General features: G+C 73.6%; 21 protein-coding genes. 5 read left to right on the top strand and 16 right to left on the bottom strand.

Translation table 11 applies throughout. The annotated features are described in order from the left end of the window. Nucleotides 1–305: 305 nt before the first annotated feature. Nucleotides 306–1,505, bottom strand: coding sequence for a cysteine desulfurase-like protein (locus LZG04_RS37560; protein ID WP_233826339.1), 1,200 nt, complete (start codon nucleotides 1,503–1,505; stop codon nucleotides 306–308). A gap of 73 nt (nucleotides 1,506–1,578) precedes the next feature. After that, nucleotides 1,579–2,226: a dienelactone hydrolase family protein gene (locus LZG04_RS37555; protein ID WP_233826337.1), complete on the bottom strand. Its 648-nt coding sequence runs from the start codon at nucleotides 2,224–2,226 to the stop codon at nucleotides 1,579–1,581. Nucleotides 2,227–2,332: 106 nt separating this feature from the next. Between LZG04_RS37555 and LZG04_RS37550 the strand changes: the two genes are divergently transcribed. Continuing rightward, on the top strand, nucleotides 2,333–2,569 hold the full coding sequence (locus LZG04_RS37550) for a hypothetical protein (RefSeq protein ID WP_233826336.1): 237 nt from the start codon (nucleotides 2,333–2,335) through the stop codon (nucleotides 2,567–2,569). Between the two features lie 6 nt (nucleotides 2,570–2,575). Here the strand turns inward: LZG04_RS37550 and LZG04_RS37545 are convergent, their stop codons facing one another. Together LZG04_RS37545 and LZG04_RS37540 are read right to left on the bottom strand one after the other, a co-directional pair. Continuing rightward, the gene (locus LZG04_RS37545; protein WP_374202972.1) at nucleotides 2,576–3,544 is read right to left on the bottom strand and encodes a squalene cyclase; all 969 of its coding nucleotides are present in this window, start codon (nucleotides 3,542–3,544) and stop codon (nucleotides 2,576–2,578) included. 12 nt (nucleotides 3,545–3,556) lie between these two features. Then, nucleotides 3,557–4,870: a PLP-dependent aminotransferase family protein gene (locus tag LZG04_RS37540; RefSeq protein ID WP_233826333.1), complete on the bottom strand. Its 1,314-nt coding sequence runs from the start codon at nucleotides 4,868–4,870 to the stop codon at nucleotides 3,557–3,559. A 93-nt stretch (nucleotides 4,871–4,963) separates the two neighbouring features. Between LZG04_RS37540 and LZG04_RS37535 the strand changes: the two genes are divergently transcribed. Continuing rightward, nucleotides 4,964–5,746, top strand: a complete 783-nt coding sequence (locus LZG04_RS37535) for an alpha/beta fold hydrolase (RefSeq protein ID WP_233826331.1) — start codon at nucleotides 4,964–4,966, stop codon at nucleotides 5,744–5,746. A gap of 1 nt (nucleotide 5,747) precedes the next feature. Here LZG04_RS37535 and LZG04_RS37530 read toward each other — a convergent pair whose 3' ends face one another. The 4 genes from LZG04_RS37530 to LZG04_RS37515 all read right to left on the bottom strand — a co-directional run bounded on the left by LZG04_RS37530 (nucleotide 5,748) and on the right by LZG04_RS37515 (nucleotide 8,225). After that, a complete protein-coding gene (locus LZG04_RS37530; protein ID WP_233826329.1) occupies nucleotides 5,748–6,590 on the bottom strand; it encodes a serine/threonine-protein kinase in 843 nt (280 codons plus the stop codon). Between the two features lie 53 nt (nucleotides 6,591–6,643). Then, complete coding sequence (locus tag LZG04_RS37525) at nucleotides 6,644–6,946, bottom strand: hypothetical protein (RefSeq protein ID WP_233826327.1); 303 nt, start codon at nucleotides 6,944–6,946, stop codon at nucleotides 6,644–6,646. Then, complete coding sequence (locus LZG04_RS37520; RefSeq protein ID WP_233826325.1) at nucleotides 6,921–7,193, bottom strand: hypothetical protein; 273 nt, start codon at nucleotides 7,191–7,193, stop codon at nucleotides 6,921–6,923. The genes LZG04_RS37525 and LZG04_RS37520 overlap by 26 nt, the downstream gene beginning before the upstream one ends. An 84-nt stretch (nucleotides 7,194–7,277) precedes the next feature. After that, the gene (locus LZG04_RS37515) at nucleotides 7,278–8,225 is read right to left on the bottom strand and encodes a lysyl oxidase family protein (protein ID WP_233826323.1); all 948 of its coding nucleotides are present in this window, start codon (nucleotides 8,223–8,225) and stop codon (nucleotides 7,278–7,280) included. Between the two features lie 214 nt (nucleotides 8,226–8,439). Here LZG04_RS37515 and wecB point away from each other — a divergent pair, with 214 nt between their 5' ends. Beyond that, nucleotides 8,440–9,612 (top strand): non-hydrolyzing UDP-N-acetylglucosamine 2-epimerase, encoded by a 1,173-nt coding sequence (gene wecB, locus LZG04_RS37510; protein WP_233826343.1) that lies wholly within the window; start codon nucleotides 8,440–8,442, stop codon nucleotides 9,610–9,612. Here wecB and LZG04_RS37505 read toward each other — a convergent pair. Beyond that, nucleotides 9,530–10,840: an FAD-dependent oxidoreductase gene (locus LZG04_RS37505; RefSeq protein WP_233826321.1), complete on the bottom strand. Its 1,311-nt coding sequence runs from the start codon at nucleotides 10,838–10,840 to the stop codon at nucleotides 9,530–9,532. The genes wecB and LZG04_RS37505 overlap by 83 nt on opposite strands. Next, nucleotides 10,840–11,667, bottom strand: a complete 828-nt coding sequence (locus LZG04_RS37500; protein ID WP_233826319.1) for a glycosyltransferase — start codon at nucleotides 11,665–11,667, stop codon at nucleotides 10,840–10,842. Before LZG04_RS37500 ends, LZG04_RS37505 begins: the two co-directional genes overlap by 1 nt. Before the next feature lie 335 nt (nucleotides 11,668–12,002). Between LZG04_RS37500 and LZG04_RS37495 the strand changes: the two genes are divergently transcribed. Beyond that, entirely contained in the window at nucleotides 12,003–13,421 is a 1,419-nt protein-coding gene (locus tag LZG04_RS37495) for a sugar transferase (protein WP_233826316.1), read from the top strand. Then, nucleotides 13,403–14,983: a putative glycoside hydrolase family 15 protein gene (locus tag LZG04_RS42195; protein ID WP_308199649.1), complete on the top strand. Its 1,581-nt coding sequence runs from the start codon at nucleotides 13,403–13,405 to the stop codon at nucleotides 14,981–14,983. The genes LZG04_RS37495 and LZG04_RS42195 overlap by 19 nt, the downstream gene beginning before the upstream one ends. A 105-nt stretch (nucleotides 14,984–15,088) precedes the next feature. On the opposite strand, the gene LZG04_RS37485 is transcribed toward LZG04_RS42195, so the two are convergent. The 6 genes from LZG04_RS37485 to LZG04_RS37460 form a co-directional block, all read right to left on the bottom strand. Beyond that, the gene (locus tag LZG04_RS37485) at nucleotides 15,089–16,225 is read right to left on the bottom strand and encodes a glycosyltransferase family 4 protein (RefSeq protein WP_233826314.1); all 1,137 of its coding nucleotides are present in this window, start codon (nucleotides 16,223–16,225) and stop codon (nucleotides 15,089–15,091) included. Nucleotides 16,226–16,490: 265 nt separating this feature from the next. Beyond that, on the bottom strand, nucleotides 16,491–17,573 hold the full coding sequence (locus tag LZG04_RS42840) for a glycosyltransferase (RefSeq protein WP_233826312.1): 1,083 nt from the start codon (nucleotides 17,571–17,573) through the stop codon (nucleotides 16,491–16,493). After that, the gene (locus LZG04_RS37475) at nucleotides 17,570–19,048 is read right to left on the bottom strand and encodes an oligosaccharide flippase family protein (RefSeq protein WP_233826310.1); all 1,479 of its coding nucleotides are present in this window, start codon (nucleotides 19,046–19,048) and stop codon (nucleotides 17,570–17,572) included. Before LZG04_RS37475 ends, LZG04_RS42840 begins: the two co-directional genes overlap by 4 nt. After that, on the bottom strand, nucleotides 19,045–20,307 hold the full coding sequence (locus LZG04_RS37470; RefSeq protein ID WP_233826309.1) for a glycosyltransferase 87 family protein: 1,263 nt from the start codon (nucleotides 20,305–20,307) through the stop codon (nucleotides 19,045–19,047). The genes LZG04_RS37475 and LZG04_RS37470 overlap by 4 nt, the downstream gene beginning before the upstream one ends. Then, nucleotides 20,301–21,215, bottom strand: a complete 915-nt coding sequence (locus LZG04_RS37465) for a hypothetical protein (RefSeq protein ID WP_233826308.1) — start codon at nucleotides 21,213–21,215, stop codon at nucleotides 20,301–20,303. Before LZG04_RS37465 ends, LZG04_RS37470 begins: the two co-directional genes overlap by 7 nt. Further along, nucleotides 21,212–22,255, bottom strand: coding sequence for a glycosyltransferase (locus LZG04_RS37460; RefSeq protein ID WP_233826307.1), 1,044 nt, complete (start codon nucleotides 22,253–22,255; stop codon nucleotides 21,212–21,214). The genes LZG04_RS37465 and LZG04_RS37460 overlap by 4 nt, the downstream gene beginning before the upstream one ends. Nucleotide 22,256: the final 1 nt, after the last annotated feature.

The following is a 22,256-nucleotide window of genomic DNA, read 5'->3' as shown; positions in this document are numbered from 1 at the left end:
TGATCTGCCTGGCGCGGCGCCGCTGCGACGTGCTATTCGCCATGCTCCGCGACAAGACCTACTACCGGCACCCCGAACCCACTCCCGCCCCGGCTGCGGCTTGACAACCACATAGGGACACCCCCCGAAGGCCAGTTGCACCTGGAACAGCACGGCGGACGCACCATCGACGGCGTCGGAGTCCGCGTCGCACAACGACTACTGGCCTTGTCGCAATCCGGCACAACCGCGCCACCGGCCAACCCGTCACCCGATCCCCGACCTCCGACGACCACTGACCGACTTACGATTACTCGTCCAGACCGTCAGGCCGGACGCAGGAACGCGGCCAGGCCGGCGAGCAGCCGGTCCACCTCGGCCTCGGTCGAGTACGGCGCGAGGCCCACCCGCAGCCCGCCGGTGTCGCCGAGCCCGAGCCACCGGGACGTCTCGATCGCGTAGAAGGCGCCGGCCGGCGCGTTCACGCCCACCCCGGCCAGGTACCGGTACGCGTCGGCGGCCGCGTGGTCGGCGAACGTCACCAGCACGGTCGGCGTGCGCGACCCGGCCCTGGACCACACGGTGACGCCCGGCAGCTCGGACAGCCCCGCCTCGGCCCGTTCCCGCAACCGGTCCTCGTGCTCCCCCACCGCCGTCAACGACGCCACGATCCGCTCACGGCGCGTGCCGGTCGAGGGGACCAGGTCGGCGATGAAGTCGACCGCGGCCGTGCAGCCGGCCAGCAGCTCGTAGGGCAGCGTGCCCAGCTCGAACCGCTCCGGCACCGCGTCCGACGAGGGCAGCAGCTTGTCCGGCCGCAGGTCGGCCAGCACCTCGGGCCGCCCGGCGACCACACCGCAGTGCGGCCCGAAGAACTTGTACGGCGAGCACGCGAAGAAGTCCGCCCCGAACGCGGCCACGTCCACCGGGTGGTGCGCGGTCAGGTGCACGCCGTCCACGTAGCACAACGCGCCGCGCTCGTGCGCCAGGTCGGCGATCCGCGCCACCGCCGGACGGGTGCCGATCAGGTTGGACGCCGCCGTGACGGCCACCAGCCGGGTCCGCTCGGACAGCGCGTCGGCCACGTCGTCCAGCTCGCCGGTCGCGGGGTCGAACGCGACCCACCGCACGACCGCGCCGACCGCCTCGGCGGCCTGCACCCACGGCCGCACGTTGGCGTCGTGGTCGAGCCTGGTCACCACGACCTCGTCACCGGGCGACCAGGTGCGGGCGAGCGTGCGGGCGAAGTCGTAGGTCAGCTGGGTCATGCTGCGCCCGAACACCACGCCTTCCGGTGACGCGCCGAGCAGGTCGGCCAGCGCCCGTCGGGCGTCGAGCACGATCGCGTCGGCCGCGCGTTCGGCGGCGGTGACGACACCGCGGTTGGCCAGCGAGGACGTCATCGCGTCGCGCACGGCGTCCGCGACGGCGGCGGGCACCTGGGAGCCGCCCGGTCCGTCGAAGTGGGCGGTGCCGGTGGCCAGGGACGGGAAGCGGGCGCGGACGGACTCGACGTCGTAGGTCATGGCACCACTGTTACCGCCCGGCCGCGGCCGGTTCCAGCCCGCAAGTGGCTCGACCGCCCGCGGCGGCGCGCCGTCACAGGAAGTCGTGGAACCACGAGCCCGCCAGCCGGGCGACCTCGTCCAACGCGCCCGGCTCCTCGAACAGGTGCGTCGCGCCGTCGACGACCTCGATCCGCCACATCGCCGGCAGGTGCCCGGCCGCCGCGCGGTTGAGTTCGAGCACCTCCTCGTCACGGCTGCCGACGACCAGCAGCGTCGGCGCGCGCACGCGGGCCAGGGCGCGTCCCGCCAGGTCCGGCCGTCCGCCGCGCGACACGACCGCCCGCACCAGGTACGTCCCGGCCGCGGCCACCAGGGCCGCCGCGGCGCCCGTGCTCGCGCCGAACAGCCCGATCGGCAACCCCCGCGTGACAGGCGCGCGTGACGTCCACTCCACCGACCCCGCCACCCGTTCGGCCAGCAGCCCGATGTCGAACCGCAGCCGGCCGGTGACGCGGTCCTCCCGCTCCTCGCGCTCGGTGAGCAGGTCCAGCAGCAGGGTCGCGTACCCGTCGCGGCGCAGCGACCGCGCCACGGCCTGGTTGCGGCCGCTGTGCCGGGAGCTGCCCGACCCGTGCGCGAACACCACCACGCCCGCCGGGTCGGGCGGGACACCGAGGTCCGCGGCCAGTGCGACGCCCCAGGCGTCGACCGACACCGCCGTCGTGCCGCCCCTCGTCATGCCTTTCGGGGTTCACCGGCGCACGCGCGCACAAACGGGCCGTGTCCGCGCCGGCCGTCACGGGTAACCCGTCGGCGTGCCGTCCACCGGCGCGGGAGGAGCGACCATGGCCGATCACCGAGGACCGATGTCCGAGCAGCAGGAAGCGCTGGAGCCGCGTTGGGACGCCCGCGAGGGCCACGGCGCGCGGCCCGACCCCGAGGCGGTGGGCCCGCAGTTCACCGCACCGGACGAGGTCGTCGACGAGGAGTCCACGGCGATCGCCGAGGCGGCCGGGTCGCACTACCCCGTCGGCCCCGAGGACGCGGCCATGCACATCGAGGACGACCGGTCCGGCGACTGACGCCGACTAGGTCCGGGCGTCCCACCAGTCGAGCACGCGGGTGGCGTGCAGGGTCAGCCACTTCGACGGCTCCCCGGCGGGCGCGTCGACCTCGAACCACACGCGGCCGGGGTGGCGGCGGGCCTGGAGCCACGTGCCGTCCGGTTGGCGCTGGTCGCGGATCAGCTCGATCGCGTCGGCCATGCGCGGGTCCGGTGGCGTGCCGTCGAGCAGGGACGCCCGGCGGAAGTAGTCGGCCGCGTTGAGCACGCTGTAGAACCAGCGGAACGGGTAGGCGAAGCGCGTCACCCACGGCGCGACCGGCTCGCCGGTGGACAGGCGGCGGAACAGGCCGCGTTCCAGCAGGTACTCCTCGCCGCCGCGGCGGGCGGCCCGCGTCTCGTCCGTGCCGCCGGTCGCGGCCTCGTGGTCGAGGAGCCCTTTGAGCGAGTTCAGCGTGGAGTGGAACGACGACCGCGTCGACCCCTCGACCCACTCGCAGTTCCAGCCGCCGTCGGGCAGGCGGTGCGCCACGAACCAGTCGACGATGCCGGTGATGTCCGCGCCGAGCCACAGGCCGTTCTGGACGGTCCACGCGTTGATGCAGCAGTCGACCTCGCCGCCCCAGTACGGCAGGTCGTCGTACTCCCAGCGGCAGTGGCGCTCCAGCAGCTCGGCGGTCCGGCGTCCACGCAGGACCGCGGGGTCCATGCCCCACTCGCGCAACGAGTTCAGCGTCCACGTCGTCGCCGTCCACGGCTGCCCCCCGCCCTCGGCGGCCTCCGGACCGCGGAAGTCGAAGTCCGCGGGGAAGAACGCGCCGCCCGCCCACCGGCCGTCCGGGTCCTGCAACGCGAGCAGGCGCGCACCGAAGCCCTCGGTGGCGATCCTGGCGCGGGTCGCCTCCCACACCTCGGCCGGCGCGCCCACCAGGTCGCGTTCGACCTGCCAGCGCAGCGCCGGATCGGAGTCGAGGAGCCACGCGACGCTGCTCACCATGGCGCGACTCTAGTCGACCGGTTCGTCCTCCGGGCTGCCTTCGGCGAGGGTCGCGAGCACGTCCAGCGCGGCGGTCAAGGTCGGGGTCGGCGCGGAGGCCAGGGCGAGGCGGACGGCGTTCGGCGCGTGGCCGGGCACCACGGCGAACGCGGCGGCGGGCGTGACGGCGATGCCGCGCCGGGCCGCGGCGGCCACGAACGTCTCCGCCCGCCACCGGTCCGGCAGCCGCCACCAGCAGTGGTAGGCGCCGGGGTCGGCCCTGAGGTCGAAGCCCGCCAGGCGTTCACGCGCGAGCCGTTGCCGGTCCAGGGCCAGGGCGCGCTTGCGCTCCACCATGGAGTCGACGGTGCCGTCGGTGAGCCAGCCGGTGGCCGCGGCGAGCGCGAAGCGGCCCGCGGCCCAGCCCCCGGAGCGCGCGGCGGCGGCGACCCGGTCGACCAGGTGTCCGGGTGGGACGGCGAACCCGACGGTCAGGCCGGGCGCGAGGCGCTTGGACAGGCTGTCCACGACGGTGGTGCGCTCGGGGGCCAGCGGCGGCAGGTCGGGGCCCAGGAAGGCGTAGACGGCGTCCTCGATCACCTGCACGTCGAGGTCGCGGACGGTGTCGGCGAGGTCGGCGCGGCGGCGTTCGGGCATCGTGACGCCGAGGGGGTTGTGCAGGATCGGCTGGAGGTAGACCGCGCGCACGTCGGCCGCCCGGATCGCCCGCGGCAGCACGCCCTCCTCGTCCACCGCCAGCGGCACGAGCGTGACGCCCAGCCGGGCCGCGATCGCCTTCACCACCGGGTAGGTGACGGCTTCGACGCCGAGCCGCCCGCCGACCGGCGTCAGCGCCGACACGGCCGCGGCGATCGCCTGCCTGCCGTTGCCGGTGAACACGATCCGGCGCTCGTCGGGGGTCCACCCGCCGCGGGCCAGCACGCGGGCCGTGGCGGCGCGGGCTTCGGGCGTGCCGAGGACGCCCACGGGGGCGAGCGCGTCGGGCAGGCCGTGCCGGACGAGCCGGTCGAGACCGGGTGCGAGCAGGTCGGGCTGGTCGGGCAGCACGCAGAAGTTGAGCTCCAGGTCGACGCGTGCGCCACCCGGCTCGGCCGGCGCGGATTCGTCCGGCGGGCGTGCGGCCCGGACGAACGTGCCGCGGCCGACCTCGCCGACCGCGATCCCGCGCCGGACCAGCTCGCCGTAGACGCGGGCCGCCGTGGAGCCCGCGATGCCGTGGCGGCGGGCGAACGCGCGTTGCGGCGGCAGGCGGTCGCCGGGCTTGAGCCTGCCGGCCGCGACGTCGGCCGCGATCGCGTCGGCGATCAGGCGGTAGTCCGCCACGTGCACCCCACATTGCACCGAGAGCATTGTTTTGATTGCACCGAGCATGGTGACGTTCCTAGGCTGCTGACGTCAACGGAACGAGGGGGACGCATGCGGGTGGACGACATCGACATCGCCTACGACGACGAGGGCGACGGGCTCCCGGTCCTGCTCGTGCACGGCCACCCGTTCAGCCGCTCGATGTGGCGGCCGCAGGTCGACCGGCTCCGCTCCCGCTACCGGGTGATCGCGCCTGACCTGCGGGGATACGGTGAGACGACGGTGGTGCCCGGCAAGACGCCGTGGGCCGTCTTCGCCACCGACCTGATCGCGCTCCTGGACCGCCTCGACGTGGACCGGGCGGTGCTGTGCGGGCTGTCGATGGGCGGCCAGATCGTCATGGAACTGCACCGCGCGTTCCCGTCCCGGGTCCGTGCGCTCGTGCTGGCGGACACGTTCCCCGAGGCGGACACGCCGGACGCCGCCGAGGCGCGGCGGACGTTGGCGGCACGGGTGCGGCGCGAGGGCATGGGCCCCTATGCGGACGAGGTGCTGGACAAAATGATCTCGCCGCGCAACGTCGTGACGCAGCCGGCCGTCGCCGAGCACGTGCTGGGGATGATGCGCGGCACGTCGCCGGAGGGCGCGGCGGCGGGCTGGCGGGGCCGCGCGGAACGCCCCGACTACGTGGACTCGCTGTCCCGCGCCACCGTGCCCGCGCTCGTGATCGTCGGCGAGGACGACGAGTACACGCCGGTCACCGTGGCCGAGCGGATGCACGCCACCATCCCCGCCTCGACGCTCGCGGTGATCCCCGGCGCGGGCCACCTGCCGAACCTCGAACGGCCGCGGGAGTTCACCGACGCGCTGGAACGGTTCCTGGAAGGCGTCTGACTCAAGCGGGTCGCGCGCGGACACCGCAGAGCAACCGGCCGCGCGGCAGGGTGGTCGGTGCCGGGCGCAGCGCGTCGGCGACCTGGGCGGCGGTGGGGCGGCGAACCGGCGGCAGCGCGGTCATCGCCGCCAGCAGGCGGGCCAGGCGGGCGGGCACGTGGCGCGGGATGCCGGGCGGGCGGTGCAGGCGGGCGACGGCGGCCTCCACCCGGTCGCCCTGGTACTCGCGGTAGCCGGTCAGGCACTCCAGCAGGACCAGGCCGAGCGCGTAGACGTCCGCGGGCGGGCCGACCTCGTCGCCGCGCACCTGCTCCGGGGCCAGGTAGGCGGCGGTGCCGCGCGGCTCGCCGATCCTCGTGGTCCGGGGCGAGCCGAGCGAGCGCGCCAGGCCGAAGTCGGCCAGGTAGGCGGTGTCGGAGTCCTCGAGCAGGATGGTGGCCGGCGTCAGGTCCCGGTGCACGACGCGCTGCTCGTGCACGTGGGCCAGGATGTCGGCGACCTGGTGGCCGAGCGCGCGGGCCTGGGCGGGCGTGAACGTGCCGTCCACCAGCCGGTCGCGCAACGTCGTGCCCTCGACCAGCTGCATCACAACGAACGCCGTCCCACCGCACGTGCCGACGTCGTAGACCGACAGCAGCCCGGGGTGCGACAACCCGGCCAACGTGCGCACCTCGTCGTCGAACCGCCGCTCGTCCACCTCGTCCCCGTCGACCACCTTGACCGCGACGAACCGCCGCAGCAGCACGTCCCACCCCCGGTGCACCTCGGCCGCACCACCGGCCCGGAGCTTGCCCTTCAACTCGTAGCGACCGGCGAGGACGCGGCTTGCGGTGGCCAACGACATGGCCCCACCCTTCGGATCGCCTGTCCGGACGACCCCGAATTCCCGAACCGCCGCTACGCCAAACGCCCGAGGCACCCGTCAGAGGACGTCCAGGCTCGGCGGACCCGACCTGTGCCGCTCGGCCACGGCCAGCGCGCGTCGGCCAGGGCCGGCACCCGCTCCTCCGGGCGCAGGTGGCCGCTGACCGCGTCCGCGGTGTCGTGGCACTCCAGCACGTGGTCGTCGCCCAGTTCGGCCAGGAACTCCCGCCGCGGGTTCACCACCGTCACCCGCCGGTGGCTCAGCCGCTGGTGCAGGGCGTGCGTGTCGAGCCGGAACGGCACCGAGGCGTCACCGAGCTCCCGGACCCGGTCCATCGGCTCCAGCCGGCGTCTCGACCTCGGCCGCGAGCTGCCGACGTGTCGCGGTGAGCGTGCCGACCTCGTGCTCCCCCTGCTCCACCGCCGACCGCAGGCCACGCAGCTCGGCCTCCGACGCACCGGTCCCCGCGCCGCGCAGGTGGGCGACCCACCCCGGCGGCTCGGCGATCATGCCGTGCGCCGCGGCCAACCGCTGCTGGAGCGCGGTGACCTCCGCGCTCTCCTCGTTGCCGAACAGAGCCACCCCGGTCCTCTCCCGATGCCACGCCCGGGACCACACGCACGTGTGGTCCCGGGTCATGTCACCGTGGATCGCCCGCGTTGCACCTCAGCCGCGCGGGGTAGCGCACTGGAGCGCGCCCGGGCAGTTGCGGAGCAGGCGGACGTCCGGGGGGCGGGTGATCGTGGTCGGCGGGGTGGTGGCGTCGCCCGGCCAGCGGATCGAGATCGCCATGGACGAGGCGTTGTTCGCGTAGGACTTCTCCACCAGGGTGCGGTCGCCGTTGACGATGTTCACCACGTCGTACACGCCCGAGGGCACGGTGCTGATGTCGAGCCACTGGAAGTCGACCGTGTGCAGGTAGTCGTCGCCGTAGCCCACCGAGATGCCCTGCACCACGCTCAACGCCTCCGGCGCGTGGTGACCGCACCGGTTCTCCCGCAGGAACGCCGCCAACGCACCCTGCGGGCTCGAGGTCCCGACCGGGCGGTTCGCCAACCGGTCGGCGGTCGCGTAGCGGTCGCCCAGGCAGAAGCCGTTCTTCCGGTCGATCACCACCGTGTCGCCCGCCGGCGTGCGGAGCTGGAAGTGCTCGAACCCCAGCAGGTGCCAGTGCTGGTGCGCGGCCGCCGGTTCGTAGTACAGGGCCGCCGGGACGGCGTGCTGCGCCTGCTCGTAGGCCATCGGGATCGAACCGTCCACAGCGGACTGCAACGCCTGCCGCGCGGTCATCCGCTCCTGCCCGACGTCCGACCGCCGGCCGTGGATCACCAGCGGCCCGTCGCCGACGTTGTCCGCCGACGTGGTGAACCGCAGCCGGACCGCCCCGATCGGGCCGGACTGCACGCACGGGCCGTTCGGCGCGGCCGCGTCCGCGACCGGGCACACGTCCCAGTCGAGGCACCGCGCCGGGTCGCCGGGGTACCCGCCGGCGCACCCCACCGGGGCCTGCCGCAGGTCGGGCAGCAGCACCACCCCGACCGCCCGGGCCGGGGAAGGCCCCACCACCACCGCCACGAGCAGCGCCGCGGCGAACAGCGCCACGCGTCTTCGCATCATCGACATCCGTCCACTCCAGAATGATCCACTCACCAACCTACCGAGCCCCAACGACAACTCGGACCGACGACGGTCAAGTTCACTCGATCGACTGAGCCACAAGGGAAATCTCCCGCCGGGACTCTAACCTTCACCGCGATCGCGCCCCGGCGCGCGTCATCCGCGACTGGAGGTGGGTCCGATAGACCAGGGAGTTCCCGGCGCCGTCACGATGGTGTGCGGCACCAGGCCGGAACTGATCAAACTCGCGCCGCTGATCCGCGTGATGGGCGCCGACGCGACCGTCGTCTACACCGGACAGCACTACGACACCGCGATGTACCACCGCATCCGGCGGGACATCGGCCGACCCGGGCGGTTCCACGAGCTGGCCGTGGGCGGCGGCAGGCGGGGCGGCCAGCTCGGCGCGGCCATCTCCGCCGTGGACGAGGTGCTGGCCCGCCACCCCGCGAAGGCCGTCATCGTGCAGGGCGACACCACCTCGGCGCTCGCGGGCGCGCTGGCCGCCAACGCCAACGACGTGCCGCTCGTGCACGTCGAAGCGGGCCTGCGCAGCTTCGACCGGGCCATGCCGGAGGAGCACAACCGGGTGGCGATCGACCACCTCGCCGACCTGTGCTGCGCGCCGACGCCGCTCAACCGCACGAACCTGCTGGCCGAGAGCGTCCCCGACGAGCGCATCGCGATCACCGGCAACACCGTGGTCGAGGCCCTGGTGTCCGCGCTGCCCGACCGGGACGAGGAGGCGGTCGTCCTGGCCGCGCACGAGCTGGAGCGCGACGGCTACGTGCTGGCCACCGTGCACCGGCCGGAGAACGTGGACGACCCGGTCAACCTGGAGACGATCCTGCGCGAGCTCAACCGCCTGCCGCTGCCGGTGGTGCTGCCGCTGCACCCGCGCACGGCCAAGCGCGTGGAGGCGTTCGGCCTGACCGCGCTGCTGCGCCGGCTCAAGGTGGTCGAGCCGCAGGCGTACCCGGCGTTCCTGGCGCTGGCCCGGTGCGCCGCCGTGGTCGTGTCCGACTCCGGCGGCATCCAGGAGGAGGTCAGCGTCCTCAAACGGCCGGTCGTCGTGGTGCGCCGCAGCACCGAGCGACCCGAGATCGAGGGCACGTTCGGCACGCTCGTGCCGCCGGGGCCGCGGGTGTGCGCCGAGGTGCTGCGCTGGCTGGACGACGTGCCCGGCCACCGGGAGCGTTTGGAGCACATCCCCTCGCCGTACGGCACCGGCTCGCCGTCGGCCCGGATCGCCGCCGCGCTGCGGCAGCTGGTCCGCGGCGAGCCGGTGCACGCCCGCCGGCTCAGCCCGGAACAGGTTGTGGTGCCTGCGCCAGCGTCGCGGCGACCCGCCGCGCCAGTCCCACGCTCGAGTTCCAGCTCGTGACGTCCGGGTAGACGTGCGCGGTGGTCGCCAGCAGCAGCGGGGTGCCGGCGACCACCACGGGCGGCCGCAGCGACCGGTACCCCAACGGGTACACCGGTTCCACGAACGGCGCCTTGAACACCCGCACCTCGTCCACGTCCTCGTGGCTCAGCTCCGGGTGCAGCGCCAGCAGCTGAGAGGTCCACCGCGCCGCCACCGCCGCGTCGTCGTCCTCGAACAGCGCCGACTCCCGGTCGGTGTAGCGCATCGCGTAGACCAGGTGCCGCCCGCCGTAGGGCTCGACGCCCGCCAGCGGGGTCATCTGGATCAGCCCGTCGAACTCCGTGCCCGAGCGCACCACGGGCGTCCAGTAGTGCCCCGACAACGGCCGGCGCAGGAAGAACAGCGCGTTCACCACGCCCTGGTACGGCAGCCGCACGTCCGGCAGCCGCGCGGCCAGATCGTCGTCGGCGAGCTGCCGCAGCTGCGGCAACGGCAGCGTCGACACCACGCGGTCGGCGAGCACGACCTCGTCGCCGTCCAGGGCGATCCGCACCCGCTCCCCGGCCACGCCGACGCGCCGCACCGGGGCGTCGAGCCGCACCACGCCGCCGCCGGCCTCGATCGAGGCCCTCAGCGCGTCGATCACGGCCCGGTAGCCGCCGTCCGGGTACCCGCGCACCGACACCGCGCCCTCGCGCCCCAGGCGCTGCCACAGGTACAGCGCGGGCACGTCGCCGAACCGCGCGCCGAACTTCGCGCCGAACAGCGGCGCGAGCAGCAGCTCCCACACCCGGTCGCCGTACAGGCCGCGCAACCAGTCCTCGGTGCGCGTGCGGTCGAGGTCCCTGCCCCGGCCCAACCGCCGCAACAGCACCGACACCGCGCCGAACCGCAGCCGGTCGAGCACGCCCAACGGGGTGAACCTGAGCAGGTCCAGCGCCGTGTTGAACGGGAACGCGCGGCCGTCCACGACCATGCCCATCCGGGTGGGCCGCCACGTGACCCGCTCGCGCAGCCCCAGCTGGTCGAGCAGGTCGAGCAGGTGGTCGTCGGTCGGCATCACGCAGTGGTAGAACCGCTCGACCCAGCGGTCGCGCCAGGCGAAGAACGTGCCGAGCCCGCCGAGCTGGTCGCTGCCCTCCAGCAACGTCACCCGCGCCCCGGCGCGCACCAGCTCGTGCGCCGTGGCCAGGCCGCAGATGCCGCCGCCGACCACGACCACGTGCCCGGGGTCCGCCGCGCGCATCACAGCGCCCGGTACGGCGCGGGCGTGAGCCGGTCGCGCACGAGCAGCTTCGCGTACTGCCACACCGTGCGGGCGATCCGGATCTTGCTCGGGCCGCGCTTGCGGTCGTAGCGCAGGGCCAGCGGCACCTCGGTGACGACCGGTCGGCAGTGCCGCAGCTTGAGCAGCAGCTCCACCATGCAGGCGAACCCGCGTTCCTCGATCAGCCGTTCGCCCCAGTGCCGCTCGGCGCGGGCCAGCAGGCCGGCCCGGTAGGCGCGGAAGCCGCTGGTGAAGTCGCGGACGCCGTCGACCCGCAGCACCAGGCGGAACAGCGCGGCCGCGCCGCGGGAGAGCAGCCGGCGCAACGGCGGCGCGGTCGCGTCGTCGCCGCCGTCGACGAACCGGGAGCAGATCACCACGTCCGCGCCGGCCGCGATCTCGTCCTCCAGCCGCTGGATCAGCGCCGGGTCGTGGGTGTCGTCGGCGTCCATCACGACGACGACGTCCTCGTCGCCGGCCTCGGCCAGCGCGGCGCGCAGCCCCGACCGGACGGCCTGGCCGAGGCCGAGGTTGACCGGGTGGCTGACCAGCCGCACGTCCAGGCCGGGCCAGCCGCGGGCGACGACGTCGGCCGTGCCGTCGGACGAGCCGTCGTCCACGACCCAGGCGGTGAGCTTCTCGGTGCGGGCGACCTCGGCGAGCCGGGTGAGCAGCGGTGGCAGCGAGGCGGCCTCGTTGTAGGCGGGCAGCACGACGTGGGCACGGGTGTGGTCGCGCGCGTCGCCGGAAAGGGTCGGTCCGCCCTGTTCCGACGTGCCGCGCACGTCGCCTTCATCGACGCTCAATGGGCCCCATTTCACTGGATGGCGGATGACGGTCCAGAATTATTCGCCTCCGGACCGCGACGGGATTGCGCCACCCCGGCGCCTTCTCGTCGCACGTCTGGATGAATTACGGAAAGGCCAGGAACCGAGCGCCACCAGGAAGGGGAACGATGATCACCGAAAGAGTGAATTAGCGCCAATGAATCACGCTTGATGCACACCGAGTGAGCACAGATTCCCGTTCGGATGATCTCGAACGGGTGACCAAATAATCGGGTTCATGGTGGGAAGGACGTCGTCCGGATGTGGTGTGGCGAGGACGGGACGCGCTCGGTCCCTGGCAAGGGCGGTCCGCGGTGAACGGGGTCGGCTCGGCGACCACCCCGGCGGCCCTGGTGTCGCGGTGGCGGCACCCGCGGCCGCGCGAGGCATCGGGCTCTGACCTGCTGCGGCGGGTGAACGCGGTGGCGGTGCTGCTCGTCGCGGTCGACGTGACGGCGGTGGCCGCGGTGGCGGCCCGGCACTCGCCGGGCGCGCGATGGACGGCGGTCGTGGCCGTGGCCCTGCTGGGCGTGCGGGCCGCGTGCCGGCTGTACCGGCGGCGGCTGTGGCTGTCCTGGTTCCACGACCTGCCGCGCTCGGTCGGCGCAACGGCCATCGCGTTCGCGCTGGTCACGCTGGCCGGGCTGCTCAGCGGCGCGCCGCCGGGCACCACCGCGCCCGCGCAGTGGGCGGTGCTGGAGTTCGCCGCGCTGAGCGAACCGGCCCGGCTGTTCGTGTTCGCGTTCGGCCGCTGGTGCCGCCGCCGGTTCCACCGCTGCGACCGCACGATCGTCGTGGGCGCGGGCAAGGTCGGCATCGACCTGGTCGGGGCGATGCTGGCGCACCCGGAGTTCGGCCTGCGCCCGGTCGGGTTCGTCGACCCGGAACCCGCCGTGGACCGCGACGCCCTGCCGGTCGGGCTGATGGACGAGGACCTGGCCGCCGCGATCACCCGGTTGGGCGTCGGCACGGTGGTGCTGGCGTTCTCCCACGCCCGCGAGTCGTCGGTGGTCGACTCGGCCATCACCGCGCACCGGCTCGGCTGCACCACCCTGGTCGTGCCCCGGATGTTCGAGCTCTACCAGGACGGGCCGGACATCGAGCGGCTGCGCAGCTACCCGCTCATGCGCCTGGGCACCGCGCCGACCAGCAGGCCGAGCTGGTGGGTCAAGCGCGGGATGGACGTGCTGCTGGCGGCCGTGGCGCTGGTCGTGCTCTCACCGGTGATCGCGCTGTGCGCGCTGGCCGTGCTGCTGGAGAGCGGCCGCCCGGTGATCTTCCGCCAGGTCCGGGTCGGGATGGACGATCAGCCGTTCGTGCTCTACAAACTGCGCAGCGTGAGAATGAACGGCGAAGACGATTCCCAAGTCACCTGGTCGGTGGTCGGGGATCGCCGTGTCGGGCCAGTCGGCCGATTCCTCAGGAGCACTTCGCTGGACGAACTGCCGCAGTTGTGGAACATCATCCGGGGCGACATGTCGATCGTCGGACCGCGCCCGGAGAGGCCGGGTTTCGTCCGCGAATTCTCGGCGATCCACGAGCTATACTGGGCCCGGCACCGCGTTCCCACGGGGCTGACCGGGCTTGCGCAGGTGCACGGCCTGCGGGGTGACACTTCGATTGTCGACAGGTCTCGGTACGACAACTACTACATAGCCAACTGGTCGTTGTGGCTGGACGTGAAAATCCTGTTGCAGACGGTGGGTGAGCTGGTGTGCCGAAGGAACCGCTGAACGGACGGCCCCGTCGCGTCGTCGGCCTGCTGTGCGCCGCCGCGCTCCTGGTGGCCGGCACGGCGTGCACCGTGGTCTCGGCCGTCGGCAGACCCGCACCACCGGGTGACCCCCTGGGCCCGCTGCCCAAGCCGCTCGCGCCCTGCGGCTGGTGGTACGGCATCGGCGAGCCGCCCACCAACCAGGAGATCGCGTTCGCCGCCGAGCACTACAGCCTGGTGGTGCTCAACGCGACCGAGACCGCCGCGCTGCGCCGGCTCAAGCAGCTCAACCCGAAGATCAAGGTGCTGGTGTACAAGGACTTCGCCAGCGCGCGCAACTACCCCGGCGCGGTCCAGGGCGACGTCGACGCGCCGCTGCTGCCGACCGGCATCGGCTACTTCAAGGCCCACCGCGAGAGCCCGCAGTGGTTCGCGGTGGACACGAAGAATCACCGGATCGAGTGGAACTCCTACCCGAAGCACTGGCAGATGACCGTGTGGGACCCGGCCTACCAGAAGGCGTGGAGCGACGCCGTCACCGCCGAGGTCGTGCGCGAGGGGTGGGACGGCGTGCTGGCGGACAACGACTTCAGCTCCCTGAAGTACTACTCCTCGGCCGTGCTGAAGGGCACCGCGAACGCCGCCGAGTCCGACCGGCTGATCCGCGAGGGCATGGACACCTTCCTCACCATCGCCGGTGACTCCCTGCACAAGGCCGGGAAGATGCTGATCCCGAACGTGTCCGAATCCCACCTGACCGCGGGACGGTGGACGGCTCACTCCCGCTACGACGGCGCGATGGAGGAGAACTTCGGCCTGCGCGACACCGGCACGGGTGAACTGCTCACCTTCAAGGGCAACGAGTGGAAGGAACTGCGCTCGCAGGCCGCGCTCGGCGAGACGTGGCTCCTGCTGATCACCCACACCAAGGGCGCCCGCGAGGAACGCGTCGGCTACGCCACCGCCGCCCTGCTGGCGAGCCCCTACACGTGCTGGTCCGGCGCCACCACCAAGGACTACCGCCACCCCGACTGGTCCCGCTACCAGCAAGCCGAGCTGGGCGAGGCCACCGAAACCGCCAACCGCCTCCCCACCGGCGTCTGGGACCGCCGCTTCACCGGCGGCTACGTCGCCGTCAACCCGACGAGCAAACCGGCCCAGATCACCCCACCACCGGGCCTGGTCAACATCGACGGTGGCGCGCCGGCCGCCTCCACCCTGAACATCGCCGCCGGCGACGCCGTCATCCTGATAAACCAGACCAACCCCACCACCACCGCAACGACCACCACCCCCAGCACAACCACCCCCACCACCACCGAGCCGACCACCACCCCCTCAACCACCACCACGAAACCCACAACCACCACCCAACCGACCCCCACTACCACCACCACTACCCCAACAACCACCACCACGACCACCACGACCACCACGACCACCACGACACCGCCGACCTCAACCTCAACCACCACCACAACACCGCCACCAGCCCCAGCCCTGACCCCCGCCCTCGCCACACCTCGCCACTTACCCGCACCCGCACCCGCAGCCCTCAACCCGACCAACCGGGCCCCTTGACCTGACCAACCAAGTCACCCCAGACCGAGCCCCACCTCCCTGAGCCAACAGGCGCATCATTCGACGATCCGCACCGATCTCGCTCGTGGATCTCAGCGATGCGGCTCAGTTGGCCTGAGGAACATCAGTCGGCGATGAACGCTTGGCGATGAGGTCGTAATAGAGGTCGAGGTGTCGTCGGGCGCACACGTCGGGCGCGAACCGCTCCCGCGCCCGCTCCGCGAGCGACAACCCGATCCGCGCCGGATCAGGCTCGGCGAACAACGCGCGCAACCGCTCAGCCAACCGCTCGACATCACCGGGCGGGGCCAACGCCCCGGCCGCACCGACCTCCCCGAGCATGTCCGCCACCCCACCGGTGTCCGTCGCCACCACAGGCTTGCCCGCCGCCATCGCCTCGGCCACCACCAGCGGCTGCTGCTCCATTGTGGACGGCAGCACGAGCGCGTCGTGGTGGCGCAACAGGTCCGGCACATCGGCCCGGAAGCCCAAGAACCTGACCCGCCGACCCAACGCGCGCGCCAACGCTTCCGCCTTCACCCGCTCCGGCCCGTCACCGACCACGGTCAACGTGGCGTCCTCGGGCATCACCCCGGGCAATGCCAGGGCCGCCAGCAACGTCGCCAGCCCTTTGCGCTCGACCAACAACCCGACGAACACCAACCGCCGCACCGGCCCGACCGGCGGCAGCACGTGCGCGGGCTCCACGCAGTTGTCGATGTGCGCCAACCGCGCCGCGGGCACCTTCAACCGGGACGTCAGGAACCGCCCCATGGCCCGCGCCGGCACCACGGTCCGGTGCACGGCCCGCGCCACCACGGCGTCCGCCGCGAGCACGACCCTCGTGTACGCCGAGGGCGGCTCCGCCCGGTGCACCCCTCGGAACCACTCCTCCCCCACGTCGTCGGGCACACCGTGGTAGGTCTGGACGACCTTGTGGCGCCACCGCAGTCCCGCGCTGACCAACCCGGCGCGCCGATCCTGCGCGTGCACCACGTCGGGCCGCCACGCCCGCACCACCTCGCGGGCCCGCCGCCCAGCGCGGACGTCCGCCTTGTCCCCGACCTCGACCACCTCGTGGTGCCCGTCCAGCACCTCCGCGCCTCGCCGTGGCACCGGGCCGAACACCCGGACGTCCGCCTCCCCCGACGCGATCAGCGCCCGCGCCAACCGAACGGTGACGTCGACGGGCCCTCCGCTGTCCTGCGTCAACAGGTACGCCACCCGCAACCGACCGCTCACCGGACACCGTCCAACTGTTGCTCCGCCAAAGTCCCGCCCGCTGTGGCCGCCGGGCCGGGCCGATTCATCCGGCTAACGTGAGAGATGCGGTTCAGGTTGTCAAAGGTTGCACTATTCGCCCACCTGAGTGACCCCCAGGAGTGACCACATCGGACCCGCAGCGCACCCACCGAGGCCCGATTTGACATGGGTTCGACCAGCCTGGAGTGCCCGTAAGGGCCCCATGTCAAATCGAGCCGGGCTTGAGGAACCCAACCGCTGCCCCTCACCTCGCCCCCACCAACAGCTTGTCCACCAACGTCGCGATCTGATCCGCCACCTGCCTCCGGTCGAACAGCAGCTCCACCCGCCGCCGCCCGTGCGCCCCCTCCAGGTCAGCCGCCGAAGGATCGGCCAGCCGCACCGCGACCGCTTCCGCCAACCCCTCCACGTCCCCGGCCGCGAGCACCGCCCCCGCCTCACCGACGCTCTGCCGCACGCCGCTGACGTCGAACGCCACCACGGACCGCCCGCACGCCATCGCCTCCAACGGCACGAGGGCCATCCCCTCGGACCGCGACGGCAGCACCACCACGTCCGCCGCCGCGTAGAAGTCGGCGACCGCGTCGTCGTGCCCCCACCACAGCACCGAGTCGTCCTCCCCCCGCCACCGCTGCGCCATCGGCCCGTCGCCGACGAGCACCAACCGCGCGTCCGGGACCTGCGCCCGCACGGACGGCCAGGCCGCGAGCAGCTGGTCCTGCCCCTTGTACGGCACCAGCCGCCCGACGCACACCGCCGTGGGCACGTCCGGCAGCCCCAGTCGTCGCCGGGCCGCGGCCCGGTCGTCGGGTCGGAACCGGTCGATGTCCACGCCGTTGCACACGACCTCCGCGGGCCCGCGAACACCGGCGGCTCGTCCGGCGGCCAGTTCGTCGTCGCTGACGCACACGAGTTGGTGCGTCCACCGCGCCCCTTTCCGCTCCCACAGCCGTGCCGCCCGCCCGACCGCTCCGCCGGCGCTCTGGAACGACCACATGTGCGGCTGGAACAGGGTCGGCCGTCGTCCGCGCACGACGAGCCGTCCGACGAGCCCGGCCTTGGAGCTGTGCAGGTGCACGACGTCCGGGTCGACGTCCCGCAGCACGCGCCGCAGCCGCACGACCTCGCCGGCCGTCGCGATCCCGGGGTGTCGGCGGGCGTGCCACGTCCGCACGTCGACGCCCAGGTCGCGGGCCCGTTCGGCGAGGGGACCGGGCGGGCACGCCACGGTCACCGTCCAGCCGAGGTCCCGTTGGGCGCGGGCCAGGTCCAGCACCACCGCCGCCACGCCCGCCGTGACGGGTTGGCTCACGTGCACGACCTTCACCGGCGCACCACCTCCCGGTTCGCCGCCAGCACGACCACGCCGCACACCACTGCCAACACGACCCCTTCACCGAGTGCGGCCACCACCGATCCGGGTGGCCCGAACGCGTCACCGACCAGGTGGGCGACCGCCGCGCAGCAGCCGGTCGCCACGACGACTCCCGCGACGCCGCGGGTGAGTGCCGGCAGCGGCGGTCCGATGCCCTTTCGCGCCATCGCCCACCAGGTGCAGGGCACGAGCAGCCACGCGGCCGTGACCTGGACCAGTGCGACCGCGACCACGCCGTGCCGGGTGAACAGGAGCAGCCCGCCGGTGAGCAGGACGAGGTGGCTGACTTCCAGCGCGAGGTACCGGCGCGCGTGCCCGGCGGCCTTGAGCACCTGGTACCAGACGTGCAGGAGGCTGATCCCCAGCCCGTACAGGCAGAGCAGGGCCAGGGGCACGGCGGCTTCGGACCACCGCTCGCCGAACACCACGACCCGTTCGGCGAGCGCCGCCGTGACCGCGTACAGCCCGCCGGTCACGACGAGCACCGCCGAGGTGGCGCGTCCGACCACTTCGGACAGTGCCGCGCCGTCGCGGACGAGTTTGGCGCACAACGGCAGCACCACGCCGCCGATGACCACCGCCACCAGGATGTAGGGCACCCAGGCGATCCGGTAGGCCAGCGAGTACACGCCGACCGCGTCGGGTCCGTGGACGCGCGCGATCGCCAGGTAGTCGACGTTGATCAGCAGCACGGCGACCAGCGCGCCGGGTCCGACCACCGCGATCCACCGCAGCGCCTCGCCGGCCGCCTCGGCGTCCCACGCCGGGCGGACCCGGACTCCGACCGCGACGCCGAGCGCGGGTTGGGCGACGGCCGTGCACAGCAGCCCGATGACCAGGGAGTGCGGTCCGGCTCCGGTGACCGCGAGCGCGATGGTGACGGCCGCGCCGAGCACCGCCGCGCCCGCGTCGGGCACCAGTCGTCGGCGGAAGTCGAGGTCGCGGTGCAGCAGTCCCATCTGCACGCCGGCTGTCGCCGAGAACGGCAGGCTCAGCGCCGCGAGCCGGATGAGCGGGGCGACCGCCGGGGCGTCCAGCGCGTGCGCGATCGCGTCCGCCGCGAGGACCAGCGCGACCGCCAGTGCCAGGCCGGTGCCGGCGCTGAGCACGAGCAGGGTGCCCGCCATGCGGCGGGGGTCGCGGTCGGTGCGGCTGACGACGTCGTACACGCCCATCGACTGGACGACCTGGCCGATGTTGACCAGCGCGACGGCGAGCGCGACGAGCCCGAGCCCTTCTTCGGTGAGGAACGCGGCGAGGACGAGCGTGACGGCCATCTGGCTGCCCTTGCCGACGAGGTTGACCAGGAACAGCCACAGCGACCCGCGCACGGCCCGCCGCCCGACCGGCGCGGCCTCGGACCCGACGCCCGACCCGTCCCGACCGACCGGTGTCACCCCGGCGCCGTCCCCGCCGGCCGGTGTCACGTCCGGACCGTGCCGACGGCGGAGCACCGGCGGGTGGCCGCGAACGCCGCCGCCAGCGCCCACGCCACCACGACCGCGACCCCGTCGACCGTCACGTCGACCCGCGCGGTGGTCACGGCGCGGATCGCCTGGCTGACGAAGTGCAGGTGCGCGAACGGCACGAGCAGCAGCACCGCCGACAGGCCGAGCCGCCAGTCCCGTTCGCACCCGCCCCGCCACCACACGACCCCCACCGCGGCCAGCGACGGCACGGCGATCAGCACGTCGCCCGGTTGGTGCACGATCGCGGCCACCACCGCGAGGCACGTAAGCAGGTCGGCCGCGGCGGGTTGGCCCATGCGGTCCAGTCGGCGCACCAGGATGGCGCTGGCCACGAGCACGCCGACGAGCACGACGGGTTCCGCGCCGTCGGGCAGCCAGCCGGTGATGCGGTAGAGGACGGCGGCGACGTCGACCCGTTGGGCGGTCATGGAGTCCACCGCGCCGTACGCGGTCTCGCCGGCGTGCGCGAGGTTCGCCGCGATGACGTCGAGGAACGGTCCGATGCCACCGCCGCGCACGACCAGCGGCACCACCACGACGGTGCTGGCCGCCGCCGCGATCGCGGTGCCGGTCAAGGCGACCCGGTGTGATCCGCGCACGGACAGCAGCACGGCCAGCGGCAGGCCGAACTGGGGTTTGAGCCAGGCCAGCGCGAGCGCGACCGCCGCCCACTTCGGGGCGTCGCGCCGGGCCAGCAGCGCGCCCGCCGCGCCGACCGCGATGAGCGGGTTGACCTGGCCGACGTACAGCTGGGCCTTGCCGACTTGGCTGAGCACGAGCAGCGTGGCGATCACCGCGGTGCCCAGGACCAGCGGCACGTGGGGCCGCAGCCGGCCCGCGGCCAGCAGGGCGAGCGCGCCCAGCAGCACCAGCGAGGCGAGGGTGAACGCCACCGCGCCGACCCGGTAGCCGGGGAGCGCGAACGGTGCGTGCAGCACGAGGTGGTAGGGCTGGTAGAGGTTGAACGCCTGCCGCACGGGCCAGTGCTCGAACATGGTGGCCGGGTGGTAGGGGTTGCCGCCGGCGAGGAACTCGCGGATGGGGAAGTACAGCGCGTCCCGGAAGTCCTGGAGGCGTTCCTCGGGCAGGTTGGTCCACGTCGGGATCGGCGCTTGCCAGGACGGTCGCACGGCGCGCCAGGCGGCGGCCGCGCCGATCGCGGTGACCAGTGCGGTGAGCACCCGCGCCTTGTCCTTGGTCGTCACGGTCTTCAGCACGTCACCACCGCCACCAGGGTCGCCGTGGTGGGCAGCGCGCCGACCACGGCCGCCAGCTCGTCCTGCGGTCCGCGGTCGGGGACGAGGGCGATGACGGCGTCGCCGTCGGCGGGTTCGCAGGTCTTGTCGGGCAGTTCGGCGGCGAGTTCCTCGGCGCGTTCGGTCAGGCGGGGGACGACGGCGACGACGCGCGCGGGTCGGGCGGACGCCTCGCACAGCAGCGCGAGCCGTGGGGTGAGGTCGGGGTCGTCGTCGGGGAGCACGGTGACGGGGTGGCGGACGCCGCCGGCGGTGAGGGCGGCGCGCACGAGGTCGCGGGGTCGGGTGCGGCGCAGGTGGCCGACGGCGTGGGCGGCGAGGCCGGCGAGCACGCCGGCGATGAGCGCGAGGCCGTAGGCCAGCGGCCGGTCGGGTGCGACCTGGGTGGTCTCGGGCCGGTCGAGCAGGCGCAGGCGGGCGACGGGTGCGAACAGGTCGGCGTCGACCACGGTCTGCGCGATGCGGGTCGCGGCTTGGGCGGCCTGGTCGGCGGTGTCGGCGCGGACGGACAGCCGGGCGAGGCCGGAGGCGGGCACGAGTTCGACGGACACGCGGCGGGCGAGGTCGTCGGTGGTGGTGCCGAGGTCCTCGGCGGTGGCGCGCAGCACCGTGGGGGTGCGGGCGACTTCGACGAGCGCGGGCAGGGAGAGGGCGACGACTTCGCCGAAGCTGGCTTCGCGGGGTTGGTCGGGGTCGCCGACGGCGGGGACGGCGAGGACGCCGACGCGGCTCTCGTACTCCTTGCCGGCGATCTCGACGGCGACCACCACGACGGTCGCGACGAGCAGCGCGATCGTGAGGCTGAGCACGAGTGGGCGGGTGAGGGCGGCGGGGACGCGCACGTCCCGCCACCGGCGCAGGTGGATCATGACGCTCCTATCGCGGTGCGCAGCAGTTCGTCGTAGGACCGCATCAGCAGGCGGGGGTCGTGTTCGCGGCGCACGGCCGCGCGGCCTTCCTCGGCGAGTTCGGCTCGGGTTCGGGGGTCGAACAGCAGGGTCCGCAGGGCGTCGGCGGTCGCGCCGGGGTCGCGGCGGGGCACGATCAGGCCGCCGCCTCCGGCGAGGGCTTGGCGCACGCCGTCGACGTCGGTCGCGACGACGGGGCGTCCGGCGGCGAGGGATTCGAGCACGGCGATGGGCATGCCTTCCCAGTCGCTGGTGAGGACGGTGACGTCGGCGGCGGCGAGGAGGTCGGGCACGTCGCACCGGTTGCCGAGGAAGTGGACGCGGTCGGTGATGCCGAGTTCGGCGGCGCGCAGGAGGAGGTCGTCGTGGAGGCTGCCGTCGCCGGCGAGCCACAGCACGGCGTCGCCGTCGAGCTTGGCCCACGCTTCGAGCAGCACGTCGTGGCGTTTCTGCGGTTCGAGTCGGGCGGGGCACAGGGCGACGGGCACGTCGGGTGCGATGCCGTGCACGGCGCGGACCGCGTCGCGGTCGACCCGTTCGGGTTGGGGGAACACGGCGTTGGGGATGACGACGGGGTCGGGGACGCCGGCGGCGCGCAGCCGGTGGGCGGTGGCGTCGGCGACCGCGACGACGGTGCGGGAGGTGTGCTTGAGGATGCGGGCGGCGCCGGTGTAGTCGGTGTCCGCGACGCCGTGGAACACGGTGAGCACCGGCAGTCGGCGGGGCAGCACGGCCAGGCGTGCGACGAGGCTGGCGGACACGTTGTGCGCCAGCACGACCTGGGGTCGGAAGCTGCGGATGGCGGCCCTGGTGGCCAGGGTCGCGCGCAGCACGCCGGTCGCCCTGCGGCGGGCCACGGGCACGGTGAACGTCGGCACGCCGCACGCGCGCAACGCCTCGGCGCGGTGGCCGCCGCCGCTGGCCACGGCCGACTGCCAGCCGTACCGGGTGCCGGACCTGGCCATGCCGGCGACGAGCGCTTCGGCGCCGCCGGTTCCCATC

The organism is Saccharothrix sp. S26 (genome assembly GCF_021390395.1).
Taxonomy (GTDB): Bacteria; Actinomycetota; Actinomycetes; order Mycobacteriales; family Pseudonocardiaceae; genus Actinosynnema.
Note: the sequence above shows the minus strand (reverse complement) of the source record. Positions and strands in the feature narration are given on the sequence as shown.